At 49.0% G+C, this 16,049-nt stretch carries 24 protein-coding genes and 1 pseudogene; 5 read left to right on the top strand and 20 right to left on the bottom strand.

The features are described from left to right. Positions 1-85 precede the first annotated feature (85 nt). Positions 86-568, bottom strand: a complete 483-nt coding sequence (locus tag G548_RS0114400) for a universal stress protein (protein WP_022794855.1) — start codon at positions 566-568, stop codon at positions 86-88. 275 nt (positions 569-843) lie between these two features. On the opposite strand from G548_RS0114400, the gene G548_RS19350 reads away from it, so the two are divergent. Further along, entirely contained in the window at positions 844-981 is a 138-nt protein-coding gene (locus G548_RS19350; protein ID WP_022794853.1) for a hypothetical protein, read from the top strand. A 50-nt stretch (positions 982-1,031) separates the two neighbouring features. On the opposite strand, the gene G548_RS0114385 is transcribed toward G548_RS19350, so the two are convergent. The 5 genes from G548_RS0114385 to G548_RS0114365 all read right to left on the bottom strand — a co-directional run bounded on the left by G548_RS0114385 (position 1,032) and on the right by G548_RS0114365 (position 4,449). Then, positions 1,032-1,607 carry a nitroreductase family protein gene (locus tag G548_RS0114385; protein WP_022794852.1) on the bottom strand — a complete coding sequence of 192 codons (576 nt, stop codon included), beginning with the start codon at positions 1,605-1,607 and terminating at the stop codon, positions 1,032-1,034. A gap of 37 nt (positions 1,608-1,644) precedes the next feature. Beyond that, positions 1,645-2,511 (bottom strand): pirin family protein, encoded by an 867-nt coding sequence (locus tag G548_RS0114380; RefSeq protein WP_027847445.1) that lies wholly within the window; start codon positions 2,509-2,511, stop codon positions 1,645-1,647. A gap of 132 nt (positions 2,512-2,643) precedes the next feature. Further along, positions 2,644-3,081 carry a MarR family transcriptional regulator gene (locus G548_RS0114375; protein WP_022794850.1) on the bottom strand — a complete coding sequence of 146 codons (438 nt, stop codon included), beginning with the start codon at positions 3,079-3,081 and terminating at the stop codon, positions 2,644-2,646. Positions 3,082-3,191: 110 nt separating this feature from the next. Continuing rightward, on the bottom strand, positions 3,192-3,938 hold the full coding sequence (locus G548_RS0114370; RefSeq protein ID WP_022794849.1) for an SDR family NAD(P)-dependent oxidoreductase: 747 nt from the start codon (positions 3,936-3,938) through the stop codon (positions 3,192-3,194). Between the two features lie 55 nt (positions 3,939-3,993). After that, positions 3,994-4,449, bottom strand: coding sequence for an Lrp/AsnC family transcriptional regulator (locus G548_RS0114365; protein WP_022794848.1), 456 nt, complete (start codon positions 4,447-4,449; stop codon positions 3,994-3,996). A 184-nt stretch (positions 4,450-4,633) separates the two neighbouring features. Here G548_RS0114365 and G548_RS0114360 point away from each other — a divergent pair, with 184 nt between their 5' ends. Beyond that, positions 4,634-5,536 carry a DMT family transporter gene (locus G548_RS0114360; RefSeq protein ID WP_022794847.1) on the top strand — a complete coding sequence of 301 codons (903 nt, stop codon included), beginning with the start codon at positions 4,634-4,636 and terminating at the stop codon, positions 5,534-5,536. A gap of 13 nt (positions 5,537-5,549) precedes the next feature. Here G548_RS0114360 and G548_RS0114355 read toward each other — a convergent pair whose 3' ends face one another. The 9 genes from G548_RS0114355 to G548_RS19340 form a co-directional block, all read right to left on the bottom strand. Then, entirely contained in the window at positions 5,550-6,422 is an 873-nt protein-coding gene (locus G548_RS0114355) for an SDR family oxidoreductase (protein WP_022794846.1), read from the bottom strand. A gap of 89 nt (positions 6,423-6,511) precedes the next feature. After that, positions 6,512-6,655 (bottom strand): hypothetical protein, encoded by a 144-nt coding sequence (locus G548_RS19345; RefSeq protein ID WP_022794845.1) that lies wholly within the window; start codon positions 6,653-6,655, stop codon positions 6,512-6,514. Positions 6,656-6,701: 46 nt separating this feature from the next. Beyond that, the gene (locus G548_RS0114345; protein WP_022794844.1) at positions 6,702-7,208 is read right to left on the bottom strand and encodes a GNAT family N-acetyltransferase; all 507 of its coding nucleotides are present in this window, start codon (positions 7,206-7,208) and stop codon (positions 6,702-6,704) included. A gap of 190 nt (positions 7,209-7,398) precedes the next feature. After that, complete coding sequence (locus G548_RS0114340) at positions 7,399-8,415, bottom strand: hypothetical protein (protein ID WP_022794843.1); 1,017 nt, start codon at positions 8,413-8,415, stop codon at positions 7,399-7,401. Continuing rightward, positions 8,412-8,633: a hypothetical protein gene (locus G548_RS0114335; protein ID WP_156847956.1), complete on the bottom strand. Its 222-nt coding sequence runs from the start codon at positions 8,631-8,633 to the stop codon at positions 8,412-8,414. Before G548_RS0114335 ends, G548_RS0114340 begins: the two co-directional genes overlap by 4 nt. Positions 8,634-8,775: 142 nt before the next feature. Further along, positions 8,776-9,438 carry a 3D domain-containing protein gene (locus G548_RS18360; RefSeq protein ID WP_022794841.1) on the bottom strand — a complete coding sequence of 221 codons (663 nt, stop codon included), beginning with the start codon at positions 9,436-9,438 and terminating at the stop codon, positions 8,776-8,778. A gap of 468 nt (positions 9,439-9,906) precedes the next feature. Beyond that, positions 9,907-10,344: an Hsp20/alpha crystallin family protein gene (locus G548_RS0114325; RefSeq protein WP_022794840.1), complete on the bottom strand. Its 438-nt coding sequence runs from the start codon at positions 10,342-10,344 to the stop codon at positions 9,907-9,909. Between the two features lie 143 nt (positions 10,345-10,487). Next, positions 10,488-10,763, bottom strand: a complete 276-nt coding sequence (locus tag G548_RS0114320) for a hypothetical protein (RefSeq protein WP_022794839.1) — start codon at positions 10,761-10,763, stop codon at positions 10,488-10,490. Between the two features lie 225 nt (positions 10,764-10,988). Next, positions 10,989-11,162 (bottom strand): hypothetical protein, encoded by a 174-nt coding sequence (locus G548_RS19340; protein WP_022794838.1) that lies wholly within the window; start codon positions 11,160-11,162, stop codon positions 10,989-10,991. Positions 11,163-11,267: 105 nt separating this feature from the next. On the opposite strand from G548_RS19340, the gene G548_RS0114310 reads away from it, so the two are divergent. Then, positions 11,268-11,633 carry a hypothetical protein gene (locus G548_RS0114310; protein ID WP_022794837.1) on the top strand — a complete coding sequence of 122 codons (366 nt, stop codon included), beginning with the start codon at positions 11,268-11,270 and terminating at the stop codon, positions 11,631-11,633. Between the two features lie 12 nt (positions 11,634-11,645). On the opposite strand, the gene G548_RS0114305 is transcribed toward G548_RS0114310, so the two are convergent. Next, positions 11,646-11,996 (bottom strand): DUF4181 domain-containing protein, encoded by a 351-nt coding sequence (locus G548_RS0114305; RefSeq protein ID WP_022794836.1) that lies wholly within the window; start codon positions 11,994-11,996, stop codon positions 11,646-11,648. Positions 11,997-12,285: 289 nt separating this feature from the next. After that, complete coding sequence (locus tag G548_RS0114300; protein WP_022794835.1) at positions 12,286-12,921, bottom strand: FMN-dependent NADH-azoreductase; 636 nt, start codon at positions 12,919-12,921, stop codon at positions 12,286-12,288. A 248-nt stretch (positions 12,922-13,169) separates the two neighbouring features. On the opposite strand from G548_RS0114300, the gene G548_RS0114295 reads away from it, so the two are divergent. Then, positions 13,170-13,529 (top strand): winged helix-turn-helix transcriptional regulator, encoded by a 360-nt coding sequence (locus G548_RS0114295; RefSeq protein WP_022794834.1) that lies wholly within the window; start codon positions 13,170-13,172, stop codon positions 13,527-13,529. A gap of 59 nt (positions 13,530-13,588) precedes the next feature. Here G548_RS0114295 and G548_RS0114290 read toward each other — a convergent pair whose 3' ends face one another. After that, a complete protein-coding gene (locus tag G548_RS0114290) occupies positions 13,589-14,476 on the bottom strand; it encodes an SDR family oxidoreductase (RefSeq protein ID WP_022794833.1) in 888 nt (295 codons plus the stop codon). A gap of 185 nt (positions 14,477-14,661) precedes the next feature. On the opposite strand from G548_RS0114290, the gene G548_RS0114285 reads away from it, so the two are divergent. Further along, positions 14,662-15,213, top strand: a complete 552-nt coding sequence (locus G548_RS0114285; protein ID WP_022794832.1) for a DUF7010 family protein — start codon at positions 14,662-14,664, stop codon at positions 15,211-15,213. A 97-nt stretch (positions 15,214-15,310) separates the two neighbouring features. On the opposite strand, the gene G548_RS0114280 is transcribed toward G548_RS0114285, so the two are convergent. Continuing rightward, the gene (locus tag G548_RS0114280; protein ID WP_022794831.1) at positions 15,311-15,622 is read right to left on the bottom strand and encodes a hypothetical protein; all 312 of its coding nucleotides are present in this window, start codon (positions 15,620-15,622) and stop codon (positions 15,311-15,313) included. 231 nt (positions 15,623-15,853) lie between these two features. Further along, positions 15,854-16,049, bottom strand: a pseudogene (locus tag G548_RS19500) (IS701 family transposase); the annotation flags it as partial.

Raw genomic sequence — 16,049 nt, 5'->3', positions numbered from 1 at the left:
AATGGGACGATAAAAATCACTACACTCTGTAATTGTACGCAAAACGCTCCGGCTGACTGTTAAAATCGGCCGGAGCGTTTTTGAATTACTGGAGCGGGGCGGTGTGTGCCCGCTGAATCGAAGCAATGGCGTGATCGACGACATGCACGTCGCACGGCGCATGCTTTTGAACCGTTTTAGTAACAGTGTTTCCCTGTATGACCTGCCCGAATGCGTTCCCTCCTGACTGGCCGACGACGATAAGATCTGGTTCAAACCGTTCACATAACTGGTTCACCAGGCGTTTTTTGGGAACCCCGTTGTCGAGAACGGCTTTTACTTTGGGTACTCCTTTTTCTTTGGCATTCTTCCGGTATGCATTCAGCTGATATTCAGCCTCTGCATGCAGGCGTTTAATGCCGATCGGATCCATCCATCCGAGCGATGAGTATTCGTTATAATGAAACACGTAGGCAAGCGTTAAATCGGCTCCGTGTTTGACAGCGACGCGGCAGGCTTCGTCAAAGGCATCGACACTGGGGTTGTTTAGGACGTCAAGCGCGGCCAGGATATGAGAGTATTGTTTCATTCCATTTCACCTTCTTATTATTTTATAATAAAAGCCAAAAAGCACGAAGGTTTCCCTTCTGGCGCTTTTTGGCTCATGCTTCAGGCTTATGGATTCCTGACATTTCCGCCGTATTGGCTTGAATTTATTTTTCGTATTCCCAACCGGCTTTGACGCTCAAACTAAAAATATTTCGTTTTTACAATTTTCATTCATTTTCACACATGAATTTGAGGTTTTAAACTATTAACAGCCGGATAGTATACAAGTGATACTTTGTGGCAGGAGGATCTCATATGAATAAACATCACCTTTTAAACCAGCTTAATGCTTTAAAGCAGCAATGGGCGCAAAAAGAAATTTCTCTGCGGGAATACTTACAGCAGCGTTTGAATCTGCGTCAGCAGCTGAATAAAAAACATGATGAAAAATAGCACAAAACCAGGCAGCGGAATTGTCCCGCTGCCTGGTTTTGTGTAAATATTTATGCTTCTGTGATCCAGGTGGTTACCTGCTCCACCGGTCTCCTTCTGCCTTCCTTCATCTCCCGCATCGGGTAGCCGATATAAATCAGCCCAAGCACTTTGCCCTGCTCCCCGAGACCGAACTGCTCGTTCATTTTCGGATGATAGCAGTGAGACCCGGTGCGCCAAAAGGCTGCCAGGCCAAGCGCATGGGCGGCCAGCAGCATGTTTTGAATCGACGCATATACCGCTCCGTACTCTTCGAGCGTATCCACCCGCTCTTCCTCTGCAGGCTTTGCCGCCACTGCGATCACAACCGGTGCCCGCATTGGCTTCTCCTTTTGTTTATCAAGATTTTTCTGCTTTTCCACTTGTTCCTCCGGCGTCATTCCTTCGGCGGCAATGGCGGCCATCGTTTCCCCGAGCTGCCTGCGCCCGTCGCCGGTCATGACGAAATATCGCCACGGCTCTGTTTTGTGATGCGACGGTGCCCAGGTGCCGGCTTCAAGCACCTGCGAAATGACATTCTCCGGCACCTCAGTCTCTTCGACGAGTCCGTTACTGCGACGTGAATGAATTGCTGTGAGTACATCCACTCTGCTTCATCTCCTTCATATTAAATGACGGCCTGCCTTATTCCGCGGGCGGTCCGAATTTTCCCTGGTGAAAGTCCCGGTACGCCTGCTTGATCTCTTCCATGCTGCTCATCACAAACGGGCCGTACGGTACGATCTCTTCACGGATCGGCTCCCCGGAATACACAAGCAGCCGGGTCCGGCGCTTGTGGGCTTTAATGTGGAGTGTGGAGAGTGCTTCCGGATCCCCGTCCTCCTCAAAGGTGAGCGTCGCGACGTCATGCTTGTTGACGGTCCCATCCGCTACATCAGCACTGCCGGAGAGTGTATAAAGAAAGGCATTGTGGTTTTCCGGCAGATGATGCGCGTATTCGGCGCCCTCCGATAAATTAATTTCGGTCAGCGTGATGGGAACGAGCGATTTCATCGGCCCTTCTTCTCCAGCGATATTGCCGGAAAAGACCTTTAAATACCCGCCATCGATCTGGACGGTCGGCGCTTCTTCCCCGTACACGTTCTGGTAAATAGTTTCACTATTTCGCTGGTCCTTGGGCAGGTTCAGCCACAGCTGCAGCGTATGGGCGATATCGTTTTCCACTCCGTCTTCGGCGTGGCGGGCCGCCCAGCCGGCATTCATATACTGCACGTCGCCGGGCTCGAGAATGTCGCGTCCGCCGCCGTTGTCAATGTGCTCAAGCCGTCCGTCCACCACATACGTCACGGTTTGAAAGCCCCGGTGCGGATGGTCGGGGAAGGTGCCCTTCTTGAACCAGTCCTCGGCCATTAATATGAATGGGTCGAAATCCTTCCACCGGTCCACCGGCAGCACCCATCCCTTCTGAATGGACGGAAATCCGAATTCTTCGTACTGGACTGTCCATTTATCGCGGATACGGCGTTGAAACAAATCCTGTTGATGTTCCATAAACAATCCCTCGCTTTTCCTTTTAGTATGCATAGCAACTATTTCGTCAAAAAATATATTCACTTCTTCTAATCTGTATCTTCAGTACAACATATTTTTCCTTGCCCTGCAAAGAATCTACTCAGAGAGCCTTTACTCCTTCCGAAGACTCTCAGAGACATTTTTATTTATTTTGGCGAGCGTCTGTTCAAGCGCTTTGAGCTCTTCAGCGCTGATGTCCTTTGTCACCGCAGCATTGAACCGCTCGGCTTTCGGGCGCACCGTTTCCTGCAGCTGCCTGCCTTCTTCTGTCACAAACAGCTGCATCGCCCGCTGGTCTTCGACGCCTGAGACGCGCCGAACGAACTGCTTTTTTTCAAGCTGGACAGCCATCCGGGCGATGTTGGTTTTATCCTTCTGCAGCCTCCGGGCAATATCGTTCTGGGTGCGGCCGTCCTCCTCCCATAAAAGCATCATAATGAGGTTCTGCTCCGGGGTAAGGTTAAATTCCCGCAGCTCTTCTTTAATAAAGCTGGTTAATTTCAAATCGGTCTGGTGAATCATGATACTGATAAAATCTTCGGTATGCATCTGAATTTCCTCCGTGTACTGATGAATTTGAACGTAGTCAAAGATTTAAGCTCCGTCTACCGGCGTTAAGAAGCTGGCGTAGTCATCTGACAGCTTTAAAGGTCAGGCAATCAATATTCGGCGCTTCCCAGCGTCATGCCTCCGTCGATTACGAGCTCGGCCCCGGTGCAGTAAGAGCTGTCGTCCGAAAGGAGAAAAGCGGCGGCTTTTGCGATCTCATCCGGCTCTCCGATCCGCTGAAGCGGGACCCTCCGGTACGCCTCCAGTTCTTCCTCATTTTTGCCGGTCATTTCTGTATTTACCCCGCCCGGATGGATCATGTTCACCCGGATGCCCTTGGGCCCGAGTTCGACCGCGGCTGATTTTGACATCGCCACCACAGCGGCTTTACTCGCTGCATACGCAGATGAGCCTTCAATCGGGGAAAAAGCGGAGACGGAGACGTTATTGACAATAGCGCCCTTCTGCTGTTGTTCCATGTAAGGTAGGACGCTCTGCATGCCTAAAAAAGTGCCCAGCTGGTTAACCTGGATTAACTGAAGATACTCCTCTGCGGAGGTTTCCGCGAAAGGCTTTCGCGTCAGCATTCCCGCATTGTTTACCAGGCCGTCAATCCTGCCGTAGGTCGCACTGATTTCCTTCATAGCCGCCTTCCATTCGTCCTCCTTCGTTACATCCAGCTGGACAGGATACGCTTTGTCCGGGTGCAGCGCCTCAGCTGCCTCCGATGCTTTTGTATAATCGCGGGCTCCGACAATGACCGTGCTTCCCAAATCCAGTAAGTGTCCGGCGATCGCTCTTCCCTGTCCCCTGTTGGCTCCTGTTACTAATATGACGCTATTGCTTAAGTCCGGCATTGGCCCTCTCCTCTTGTTTGTTCTGGCTTTTTCGATGTTAACCTTTGAATCCATATTACTTTCGCAGCGGCAGCACCGTCGAAGATTTGACCTCCCGGAGCACGATGCTCGTCTGCAGCTGGGAGACACCGAGCTGGTTCAGCTCGCGGATAAACGCCTCCAGCTCCTTGCGGCTGCGGTGGATGGTTTTCAGCATATAATCGAACGACCCGGTCATGCAGTAGCACTCCATGACCTCCGGCATCGCCGATAGATGGCGTTCGAGCTCGTTTATCTCCTGCGTCTGGTGAATGCTCGTGCTCATAAATACCGTGCACAGCAGGTCATACCCGAGCTTTTCCTGATTCAGGATCGCTGTATAGGAATCAATATAGCCCTCCTGTTCGAGCCGTTTGACCCGGGCGTGAGTAGCCGGCGCGGAGAGATTCACCCGCTGCGAAAGCTCCAGGTTGCTGAGCCTCGTTTCCGTCTGCAGTAAATCGAGAATATGTACGTCCACATCATCAAGCATGCATTTCCCTCCCGAATAATATTCGTTTTCAGCGCATTTCTTTCCCCTTAAACAAAAATAAATTCTGTTTTAATTTTATCAGTTGAATAATATTTTGAATTAATACACTTATGCAGAATATTATTTCCTATAATTATTTTACATGATACATTTATTTCGTACAACACGACGGGAGGGAAAACGCATGAAATACATTGGACTGCTGCTGCTCGCGAGCCTGTGCTGGGGAAGCAATTTTATCGTCGGTGAAGGCTTAACCGCCTACGCTTCTCCCGTGACGCTGACGATTCTGCGCTACGGCATCGCCGTTCTCTGCCTTCTGCCTATCATCCAGGTCACAGAAAAACGCCTGCTTCCCGACAGAAAAGCGATCATACCGCTCTTTCTGATGGGAATCACAGGCGTTGCCCTGTTTAATATTCTGCAGTTTACCGCGCTCACGTCATCAAGCGCCACCAGCGTAAGCATTATCTCAACGATGAATACGCTGTCGATCGCCCTGTTTTCAGCGTTTCTTCTGCGTGAACGGCTGCGCGGTACGCAGATTACAGCCATGCTCATCTCCACCGCCTGCGTATTGCTCGTCGTGACCGGAGGCAGCCTGGCAGGCTTCTCGTTTGCCTCCGGCGATGTGTGGATGCTTTTGGCGGTGCTTGTCTTCGGTCTCTACTCGATCTGCAGCCGCTGGGCCACCACCATGGTGTCCCCGATGATGTCCGTCTGTTATTCCGGCCTGTTCGGTGTACTCCTGCTGCTTCCGGTCAACGGCTTTCAAGTCCCCGTACATCCGATTGACGCCGCGTTTATCGGATCGATGCTGTTTCTTAGCATCATCGCAACGATCGTCTGCATGGTGCTCTGGGGGATCGGCGTGAAGCACCTGGGAGCCACGACCTCCGGGCTGTTTTTAAACTTTAACCCGCTGTTTACCGCCCTGCTGACCTTTGTGCTTTTCGGGGAACACCTCACCTGGCCGCAGGCGGCCGGCTGTGCGATTGTCATCGGCGGCTGCGTAGCGTTTTCCCTGCTCACGAAAAAACGCGGGAGGCTGCGATCAGCTCCCGCGCTTCAAAAGCATACGGCTTGAGGCGTTATGGTAATTACGATTCGTCCGGAATTGTCCGCACGAGATGCTCGAGCGCGTCATGCATCGGCGTGGCCGGACGGCCGAGCAGCTTTTCAAAATCATCGCTTTCAATATCAAGCGACCCGCTGCGGATGCCCTGCTGGATGCTTACAAGCATCGGTACCACGGCCTCCGGCATGCCGGCTTCCTTCATGATCTCTGCATATTCATCGTCGTCCACGTGCTGCACCGGAATCTCTTTTCCAAGCACTTCCCCAAGCACGCCAACGAGCTCGTCCTGGGTGTACGGCTGCCCGGAAAGCTCGTATACCGACTGCTGTTCTCCCTCTCCTGCGAGAGCGGCGGCCGCTGCTTCCGCGTAATCGAGCTGCAGCGCCCATCCGACCCGGCCGTTCCCGGCAGCAGTAACCCACGGCGCTCCGTTCATAGCTCCCTGAATGCCCGGCACTTCGTTTTCAAGGTACCAGTTGTTACGCAAAAACGCGTAAGAAATACCGGTTTCAATGATCGCATTTTCGGCGGCTCTGTGCGGCGGAGCCAAAAACATCGTGCTGCTTTCCGCATGGCCGATGCTTGTGTAGGCAATAAAGGAAACACCCGCCCGGGCCGCTGCTTCCACCGCGTTGGTGTGCTGGCGGATTCTTGTATCATTATCCCCGTCGGTTGAAATGATCAGCAGACGGTCCACGCCGGCAAATGCCTCGTCCAGACTTTTGGGTTCGTCAAAATCGCCGCGGCGCACATCCACGCCCGCTTCCTTCAGATCGTTTGCCTTGTCCGGGTTACGGACACTGACAGCCAGCTGGTCAGCCGGCATTTTTTTCAGCAGCGACTGCATCACCTGGGATCCTAATTTGCCTGTTGCTCCGGTTACTAATGCTTTCATTTGTCATTCCTCCATTCTGTTGTTAATTATAGCCAAAACAGTTACATGCAGTACAACAAAACGACTGATTTTGTTAAATTTATCCGCAGCTATCCCAGCGTTAAAATAGCTAGCGCTGTGAGAAACAACGCATAGCTGCTGTAAATGGAAATTTTCCGCACCCGGCTGTTTGAAATAAAGCTGACCGCTGTCAGTACACCGGCAAAGCCCAGCACCATAAGCATGATAAGCATCTTCTTCCTCCTCGGGCTGCCCGGTTCGCAGCTGTTTTTCTTCTATTTAAATGGCGCGCCTGTACCGGAGCGATACATAATCCTCATCCTCGGTGTTTGCATACCCGATGCGCTCTCCTTCGTACGTAAAGCCTTTAGCTTCATAAAACGGAATCGCCAGCTGATTGCCCTTCTGCACAGACACCCACTGCTCCGCCGAACCCCAGCTCTGCTGCTGGCTCGTCACCGCACCGAGCAGCATAGTACCGATCCCTTCATTCCGGCGGCCCGGATCCAGGTACAACACGTAAAGTTCGGATTCCTTCTCCCCTGTCATACCGCCGCCTGCAGCTCCTACCACCGTTCCATTTTCCACGGCTGTAAAATAGCCACCCCAGTCGGGGCTTGTATGCTTCACCTCACCCAGCACTCTGGATTCATTATAAAACTCCCGGCACACCCGCTCGAGATAATCATCACTGTACAGCTCCCGGTACGCGGCCCACGTAGCTGCCGTACAGACAGAAATGATGCCGGAAACGTGCGACGGTCCGGCCTGTTCAATATGTATCATCTTTTTTCCTCCGGCGTAGCGATTTTGTTAAAGCCTTTCATTCTATCTCTTTCATATTTTAAACGTTTTGCCTGCCTTTTAATATACGTTCGGGATGAAAGATTGGCAGCATCCGCCCTGATTCTTAGATAAAGATAAACCCCCGACGGAGCAGCATCCGTCAGAGGCCGGTGGCACTATTCTCTTCTTTTTAACTACGCTGCTCCTGCTCCAGCCGCTCCAGTGCAATGGCTGCCAGCATATAATCAAAAAAATGGGTCTCCGCTGAAGGGGTTGATTCCTCGTGCAGCTTCCTCAGCGGCTCCTCCCACTTTTCTGCCTCCTGGATATTGCCTTGATCAATTTCCTGCATTAAAAGCAGGGCATATACGCTTGCTGCTTCATAATTCACGGACGCTTCTTCTGAGGTCCGGTGGTAACGGCCGTAGATTTTACCTTCTTTTTCATATTTCTCGTCAATCCACTGTGCCAGTGCTTCCTTTTCGGGAGCCTTGGTGTTCATCTGCTGCATAATCAGCACCTGGTCAATCATATTAACCTCCTGCAGATTGTATGCCTCCGGCTGCTGCTTGACAGCATTATACGATTCCAGATAAAACACGCTGCCGCTGTCCTTCGCACGGTGAATGATTGGCAGTTCTTCCTGTGGCCAGCCGAACTGCTTCCATTTTTCACTGGAAAAATAACTAAAATGAATTTCCGGCGATGCCTGGTCCTGCTGCCAGTCGTAATAGTCTCTCCAGCTTCCCTCCGCAAAATTGCCGGTCCTCAGGCCGTCCTGGATGGCTTCGGACAGCTCGGTATAGCTGCGGTCGTTAAACTCGGTGCCGGCCTGGTCAAGCGCCGAGGCAATACGGACATCATCAATCAGCGCATTGGTGGATGTAGCGCTGCCTTCCTTCCACTGAACCAGCTTCCCGGAAGGAACCTTCTGCAGAAGCGGTTCCATCCGCTCTACTTCCTCCTGAAAGAGCTCTTTTCGGCCGGCGAGCAGCAGATATTCCAAATACAGGCCTTCTGCTTCCGATAAATATTTTGCCTCTCTGGCGGCCCCCGGATAATTTTGAATTAAACCATTTTCGCCCCGGTACTCCTTCTCCACCGTGCTTACCACTGCGTCCTGCTGGTTGTAGACGTTAATGAAAACAAACGCAGCCGCTATTATCATAATACTGCCTATCCCTAAGATTAATTGTTTACCTGTCACGAGCTCCCGCCTTTAAACCGTTCCGTCTTGTCCCATTTAATCACCTTACGGCGCAGCCGGCTTCCCGCATAGGCGTAGAAGCTTTTTGCGAGTAAAATCAAAAACAGCTGGGCATAGGTGAAATACATAACGCTTCCTACAGCGACCTGCCTGGCCGTAACGTCCCGCTCCAGCACCTGGACGCTGAAAATCTGGCTCGTATAAACAATATAGCTCATAAACCAGAGCATCAGCAGCGGGACGGTAATAGCTGTAGTGAACCCATCAAACAGACTAACCTATCATACAAACCTATCGAACTCCGGCAATACAAAAAAATCCCCTCCAGCTCTGGAGAGGATTTTTGCTTCGTGCTATTGATTAGTCGACTACTGTTACTTCAACGTCCTGACGACCGAAAGCATAAGCATCGGATTTAGTCGGTACGTGGATATCAATGCGGTCGTTATTGATTGCGCCGCCTGTATCAGCTGCTTCGTACGTACCCATGCCTTCCACTTTTACCGTGGAGCCAAGTGGGATGACGTCAGGGTCTACGGCGATGACGTTGGCGTCACGGTCGTTGTTCAGGTTGACGCCTGTTGCCGTGATGCCGCTGCAGCCTGCACATTCAGCTGTATATGCGGTAGCTTCCATTGTCATGGTGTCCCCGCCGCTAGTGCCGTCGGAAGACTCGGAAGTTGACTCGCCTGCTACTTCTTCACTGGAAGAATCAGAAGATCCGCCGAGTGCCGCCTGTGTTTCAGGGCCAGCTACGCCGAAGTAGTTGCCGGCAGAAGAAGAAATTCCGTTATCTGCCTGAAATTCTTTAACAGCACTTTCTGTTCTAGGTCCGAAAGTCGAGCCGGTATAGCCGTGGAAATAGCCTTTTTCTTTCAGCGTGTCCTGAAGCTCCGCAACAGAAGAGTTAACGTCTCCTCTTTCCATTTGGCCGTGGTCGCTGATGGATGCGTCCGCTGCCTGTGGTGCTCCGAATACTACGCCTGCTGTAACTGCTGTTCCAAATAATGTTTTTTTCATCATATTGATTCAACCTCCGAGGTAAAGATATTTTTTCGTCCTGATGACGATGCCCAATGAACTGTTTGCCTATATGATTACTTACCTTTACGTCACTATTGCATAGATAGGTTGGTTGTTTAAATGTAGTTAGTTGCTGAATTACTTATGTGCTTTCTCTCAAACACAACGCTTCCGATTATGACGCGGGGGGTTGAAAATATCAACAGCATTAATTTAGTTGTAATCTCCTCTTAATAAACTTTCTTTTTATGTAAAAAAAGCAGGCCCAATGGCCTGCTTCAAAGCTTTGAAAGAATATAAACAACGGTTTATCCACCAGAATTTGTCATAAAATATTACAATCAGATTACCGCCTTCAAAATGCAGGCAGGTAATACCTCACAATTCCAAGCGTTTAATGCGGTGATATCAGTATTTCCAGCACATTCAAGTACGAAAACGAGTTTTTACAGTCTGTCTGTAATATTTCTATTGAATATCGATTTGTTTTTTATTTACGGACCGTTTTTCCTCTTTTGGCAGCTGCAGTTTTAATACGCCGTTTTCAAATGACGCCTGGATTTCGTCATCTTTAATATTTTCAAGTGTTATACGCCGGCGGAATTCACCGTAGCTGCGCTCTCTGTGCACGTAGTCGTCATCGTCAATGTCCTTTTTTTCCTCCCGCTTTGCGCTTATCGAAAGCACCGGTGCTTCATATTCCACCCGGATATCTTCCTTGCGAAAGCCCGGAAGCTCCGCTTCGACTACATATTCTTTATCTTCTTCGCGAATGTCCAGCTTAAATTTGTTCATATCCTGAAGAGGCTCCAGAAAACGATCATTCAGCAAATCTCCAAATCCAAAACCACGAGAAAGATCCGGGAAAAACCCACGATTACGGCGATTAGGTGTTAAATCTGCCATCATGCATTCCTCCTTATTCGAAAGTAATGGTATTTTCATTATTTATTATAAACGCTTATTCCAGTTGTGAAACTATTTTTTCTGTAAAATTTCCGTAAAAAATAAAAACCCTCCAGTGAGCCGAAGGGCTGTTTGTACCACTGTTACTTTTTCAGTTTTTTCGGCAGCTTGCCCTTCGCCTTTTTCTTCAGGCGCTTTTTCTGCTTTGCCATTTTTTTCGGTGCACTCTTCTTGTTTAAAATATAACGAGGTTTTTTCGATTTTTTCTTTTTGTCTTTCTTCTTGCCTTTATCGTCGTCCGGCGTCAGACCTTTTTTGATTTTACGGGTGATAAGCGGAAGAGATCCGCCGATCAGGCTGCCTGTGGCAACCCAGCCGTAGCCCTTATTTTCCTTATTATTTTTATTTTCCTCTGCCATACAATCATCTCCTTTGATGGTCCCCTCAGCTGTGGGTGTTTGTCCGCTGAATCGATGTTTCTGCTTCAATATTAATTTCTCATACATATATGTTTTCCGAACTATTAATATTTCAAACAAATTTTCACGGTAAAATGTTTTTTAGGCTTTTAAATTACCCATAAATATAGATATTTTTAATTTTTAAACCCGGAATTATCATCAACAGTAGATTCATCAATTTTTCTATAGCCTCCTGGTTTTAATAACATCGGCTGTAAGCGAGCCTGCCCCGATTATAACCACGATCGAAAGCGGTATTATGAGGGGGAGCATTTCCTTTTCAAAATAGTTCATGCCGAAAATGCCGGCGATCGATATGATGAGCGCACTGAGAACCATGATTTGCCGGATATCCATCGGAAAATCTCCTTTCAGAAAAATAAATAACCTGTTATGTTGCCCTTTCATACGGTTAAGGAGATATATGTATAATGTGAAACAGCGTTGAAAGGAGCAATTGTATTGGCCACAGCAATTATCATTCTTATTATTTTTCTTCTTACACTTATGATTGATAAAAGGCTGCGAAAGAAAACGCGGGTTCCTTTTCGAAGGAATAACTACCGAATGCAGGAGGAAAAGTTTTTGCGGGCTAAGATTTATACTACCGTTTTAATGCTTTTTCTTTTCATTCTTCTTATCGGCACCGGAAAAGCGCCGTGGGTTTTCCCGGTACTAGGTTTTCATTTTTCCCTCCAGGCCCTCCTTGACGCCGTAGAGGAAAAACGCAATATTCCCAACGAACGAAAGCACTGGCATTCTTTTTTAATCAGCGTGGTTTCCGCACTAATCGGCGCCGCAGCCTTGGCGAATCTGACGCTTTTTTGAATATCATCTATATTAAAGTAAAAATTCTAATATTAGGAGACTAACGGTCAAATAAGACAAGGTGATGCCCGTTACAATATATTCTTTCGCCTCCCGGGCAAAATGCCATTCGAGCCATGCTTTTGCAGCTCCAAATAGCGTCAATACAGAAAGCATAAACAGCGGAATATAACCCTGCGAATACGTTTCTGCTATAAAGGCTGGAACCGTTATTAGCACTAAAGCAACGATAAGAATTCCAAACGACCAGTAGTGGCCACGTGTTTCTTTAATCGTCACTGCTCCTTTTGGTACGATCCACTTCTCTAAAGGGAAACGAAGCAGTATGATGGTAAGCACTGCAATAGAAAAATATTCTGGCAATTTATCACCTTTCTTTGAATTAATTAAGTACCTCCGCAAGATAGTTATGTCCGGTGAAAGCCAAAATGTTCACGAAAAAACGCAAATAAATACCAGGGCGTTTAAGAAGAAAACCAGCGTCGTACGTATTCGATTGTGGCCTGCTTCCATGCGCTTTTCTCCTTCCATCTCCTAAAATATTACAAATAAATTGTACCAGAAATCATCTTTTATGTCCTCCGCTCCTAAGTGTTCCCAATAAAAAACCCGCCGGCAGTTTCCTGCCGAACGGGTTGATCGATTCGTTTCGTTATACCTTTTGGTAGGCAACGCGGGAAGCAGCTTCCGCAACTTCCTTCAGGCCGGCTTCGATGATTTCCTCTGCCTGGTCCGGATTGGCGTTATGACCTTCGATTACCACTTCATCTACAATATCCATGCCGTACAGGCCGCCAAAAATGTTCTGCATGTACGCAAGCGCCATGTCCATGCCAGCCATTTCCGGAGCGGAATATACCCCGCCGCGGGCGTTCAGAAAGATCACTTTTTTCTCCGGCATGAGTGGTACTAGCGCACCTTCCGGGCTGTATTTAAACGTGTAGCCGGCTTCGGCGATATAGTCAATAAATGTCTGCAGCTTAGCCGGAATCGTCAGGTTCCACAGCGGGAAGGCAAACACGACCAGATCAGCAGCGCTGAATGCGTCCTTTGCTTTCTGCTTGGCAGCAAGCACCCGGCGGTCCATCTCGGTTGGCTCTCCGTCTGTCGCAAGGCGGCCGAAGGCGTCAAAGAAGTCCTGACCGAAGTAAGGTGTATCCTCTTCAAACACGTCGTAGGTCTGGACGTTTAATGCGCCCGCATCCTGAACGTTTTCCAGAAACGTTTCGTACATTTTCGTGGAAATGCCATCCGGGCGGTTGTTTGCTTTTACTAGTAATACGTTCACAGCTATCCCTCTTTTTCTTAAATGATTAATTTTTCTCTGCTCTTATTATTTTAGCCGCTCCGGACGCGAAAACAAGTACGCACATAAAAGTGGTATAGTTCCCTCGAGGGTACCAATGGCGGCTTCCAAAGAGTGTAAGCAAAACAATTCGTTTTCCGGACAGGACGTGGTAGTATGTACATACTGTGATGCATGTAAGCAAATGTCTACATACCTGCTTTATAAAATCATACTAAGGAGTGGCACCATTGAAAAAAGAACCAGAATTCTGTCAGTTTCAGGAGGCGCTCGGCATACTCGTCGGCAAATGGAAGCCCGTCATTCTTGTTCATCTGTTAAATGACGGCACCCAGCGCTTCAGCGTATTAAAACGAAAAATGCCGGGCATCACCCAGCGCATGCTCACCAAGCAGCTGCGCGAGCTTGAGGATGAAGACATCATTCAGCGCGTCATTTATCCGGAGATCCCGCCCAAGGTAGAATATTCTATTACCGAATACGGCCGGAGCCTGGAGCCGATTCTCGAAGCGATGCACGAGTGGGGAAGCTCTCACGTTGCACGCAAACAGGCAGAGGAGCCCGAAACACAGGAAGAAAAGCTCTCCTAAACAAAACAAGCACCCATTTCCCGTGAATCCGGGAGATGGGTGCTTGTCGTCTGTCTTCATTAATTGGCGTTTAATCCGCCAGTTGCACTGTATACATGACCGGTTACGTAGCTTGCCTGGTCGGAGGCAAGAAATACGTAGACTCCGGAAAGCTCTACCGGCTGGCCGGCGCGCCCAAGCGGGGTCTCCGGCGTTTCTTCCCCGAATTTCGGGATGTTTTCGCCCGGCTGGCCGCCGGAAATCTGCAGCGGAGACCAGAATGGTCCCGGCGCTACCGAATTTACCCGGACACCCTGGGACGCTACCTGCTTAGCCAGAGCTTTCGTAAATCCGATGATAGTGCTTTTAGTAGCGGCATAGTCCAGAAGCATCGGCGACGGATCATAGCCTTCAATGGACGTCGTCGTTATGATCGATCCGCCCTCCGGCATATGCGGCAGTGCTTCCTGGGTCATCCAGTACATGGAAAATACGTTCGTTTCAAACGTGGAAACAATCTGTTCGGTCGTAAGGTCAGCAATATCCTTAACGGCCTGCTGTTTACCGGCAACAAGCGCCAGAATGTCCAGACCGCCGAGTTCATCCACTGCGGACTGCACGAGTTCGCGGGAGAACGTTTCGCTTCTCAGATCTCCCGGCAGAAGGACTGCTTTGCGCCCGGCCTGTTCAATCATTTCTTTTACGTCCTGGGCGTCCGGCTCTTCGTCCGGAAGATAGTTGATCGCCACATCCGCGCCTTCACGGGCGTACGCAATAGCCGCAGCCCGGCCGATACCGGAATCGCCGCCGGTAACGAGCGCTTTTCGTCCCTTTAATTGGCCGGTGCCTTCATAGCTGCTTTCGCCGCAGTCCGGCTGTGGATTCATATATTTTTGCACACCAGGCGGGTCCTGGTACTGCTTTGGATAATCGTCATGGTAATACTGATTGCGTGGATCCTGGGTCATGCTGAATAGCTCCTTTGTTTACATAATTTAATTACATGATTATATATTTCCATTTCATAAAAAAATGAAACATTCAATAGTATTTTCACATAAAAAATTTTGTAAGCCTGCCCTGTGCACACCTCCTATAAATGAAATTTTATGGTACGCTTAATTCATTAATCATCGCAACGGAGGTGGCAGTGGTGGAGGTACATGCATGGAGAAAGGAATTGTCGGTAAAAGGCAAAAACGGCATTGCTTTTTTGATGGCGGCGGTGCTGATCTGGGGGCTGAGCACGGCAGTTTTTCTGCTTTCCCTGGACCTGTATACCCAAAACATACTCATGCTTTGTTCTTCGGGACTGATGCTGCCGCTTGCAATATTATTTTCCCGTCTGCTGCGGGCGGAATGGAAATTTGATGAAAATCCGCTCGGCAGCCTCGGCCTCAGCCTGAACCTTGCACAGCTGGCTTATTTTCCGCTGATCTTTTGGGCTATTTCTGCGAGTCCCGGGGATGCCGTGATGTTTTTCGCCGTCATTACCGGTGCCCACTTTTTCCCCTACGGATGGTTTTACGACGGGCTTCCCTATTACGTGATGGCCCCCGTCACCGCTATCTCCGTAACTATTGTTGCCGCCTTAGTGAGTGACAGTAGCCGGTGGCTCATCCCAGCCGCAATGGTCGTGCTGCTGCTTGTGTTGATTTTATGGCTGACACAGGATTATCGCCGTAAGGTCGCTTTGCAAAAATAAAAATCATTGTCCTTCAAGACGAAGGTCAATGATTTTTTTAACTGTAATTAGTGGTTTATGAACCACTAAATTCGATAAAGATCATTATTCTTAATTTTTAGTAATACTCTGATTCAGTCGACCATGTTTCTCCCTGATCCACCATATCGAATGTGTAGTTATAGGCAAATTCACCGTACGGCTCCTGCACCCACACCTTTCCCGATACCGAATACGTCTTTCCATCTTCTTCAGCATAAATATCCGTATGCTCAATGCCTGAGATTTGGTTTAATGTGTAACCACTCTCATGGATTTCATCCTCAATCAGCCTCGTGGCTTCATCATAAATATATTGCTCGTCATATCCCCCGCTGCACGCCCCCAACAAAAATGTCAGACTGGTTACCAAAAGCAGCATTCTCTTCACTGTGGAACCCCCCTCATGATATTTTACCCAACTGCAACTAAGATAAATTACCTATTCTTTCATCATACAGTTTTTGGAATATAATTGAAATGCGAATTTGTCAATTAATTGTAAAAATTATCATGTTTTGAAAACCGCAGCTCTAATGTTGCAGTTTTGAAAACAAATGTTGGTCATGGATTTAAATATTGGAAATCATCGACAATATCATCCAACCGATGGCTTTGCGGGTCAGGCGACGCGATAAGCGTCATATACGCTTTCCAGGGTCGCGCCCGCCCGGGCGCGCTGATAAATATCCGCAATCTCCCGCCGCCGGTGATCCTGATGACTGGCATGAAAGGCTTCACTGATGGTGCCCGCAAATGCCCAGGCAAGCAGCAGCCAGGCGGTTTGGAGGAGAAGCAGGTAGCGTCGGATAGCCGGG

This window comes from Marinococcus halotolerans DSM 16375, from assembly GCF_000420725.1.
Classification (GTDB): Bacteria; Bacillota; Bacilli; order Bacillales; family Marinococcaceae; genus Marinococcus; species Marinococcus halotolerans.
The sequence above is the reverse complement of the archived record's forward strand: the minus strand, read 5'-3'. Positions and strand labels throughout refer to the sequence as shown.

Excerpts from the sequence above, each read along its gene's own strand:
- G548_RS0114400 (WP_022794855.1), bottom strand. The coding sequence starts at position 568 with ATGAAACAATACTCTCATATCCTGGCCGCGCTTGACGTCCTAAACAAC.
- G548_RS19350 (WP_022794853.1), top strand. The coding sequence starts at position 844 with ATGAATAAACATCACCTTTTAAACCAGCTTAATGCTTTAAAGCAGCAA.
- G548_RS0114380 (WP_027847445.1), bottom strand. The coding sequence starts at position 2,511 with ATGGAACATCAACAGGATTTGTTTCAACGCCGTATCCGCGATAAATGG.
- G548_RS0114375 (WP_022794850.1), bottom strand. The coding sequence starts at position 3,081 with ATGCATACCGAAGATTTTATCAGTATCATGATTCACCAGACCGATTTG.
- G548_RS0114370 (WP_022794849.1), bottom strand. The coding sequence starts at position 3,938 with ATGCCGGACTTAAGCAATAGCGTCATATTAGTAACAGGAGCCAACAGG.
- G548_RS0114365 (WP_022794848.1), bottom strand. The coding sequence starts at position 4,449 with ATGCTTGATGATGTGGACGTACATATTCTCGATTTACTGCAGACGGAA.
- G548_RS0114360 (WP_022794847.1), top strand. The coding sequence starts at position 4,634 with ATGAAATACATTGGACTGCTGCTGCTCGCGAGCCTGTGCTGGGGAAGC.
- G548_RS0114355 (WP_022794846.1), bottom strand. The coding sequence starts at position 6,422 with ATGAAAGCATTAGTAACCGGAGCAACAGGCAAATTAGGATCCCAGGTG.
- G548_RS19345 (WP_022794845.1), bottom strand. The coding sequence starts at position 6,655 with ATGCTTATCATGCTTATGGTGCTGGGCTTTGCCGGTGTACTGACAGCG.
- G548_RS0114345 (WP_022794844.1), bottom strand. The coding sequence starts at position 7,208 with ATGATACATATTGAACAGGCCGGACCGTCGCACGTTTCCGGCATCATT.
- G548_RS0114335 (WP_156847956.1), bottom strand. The coding sequence starts at position 8,633 with ATGAGCTATATTGTTTATACGAGCCAGATTTTCAGCGTCCAGGTGCTG.
- G548_RS18360 (WP_022794841.1), bottom strand. The coding sequence starts at position 9,438 with ATGATGAAAAAAACATTATTTGGAACAGCAGTTACAGCAGGCGTAGTA.
- G548_RS0114325 (WP_022794840.1), bottom strand. The coding sequence starts at position 10,344 with ATGGCAGATTTAACACCTAATCGCCGTAATCGTGGGTTTTTCCCGGAT.
- G548_RS0114320 (WP_022794839.1), bottom strand. The coding sequence starts at position 10,763 with ATGGCAGAGGAAAATAAAAATAATAAGGAAAATAAGGGCTACGGCTGG.
- G548_RS19340 (WP_022794838.1), bottom strand. The coding sequence starts at position 11,162 with ATGGATATCCGGCAAATCATGGTTCTCAGTGCGCTCATCATATCGATC.
- G548_RS0114290 (WP_022794833.1), bottom strand. The coding sequence starts at position 14,476 with ATGACCCAGGATCCACGCAATCAGTATTACCATGACGATTATCCAAAG.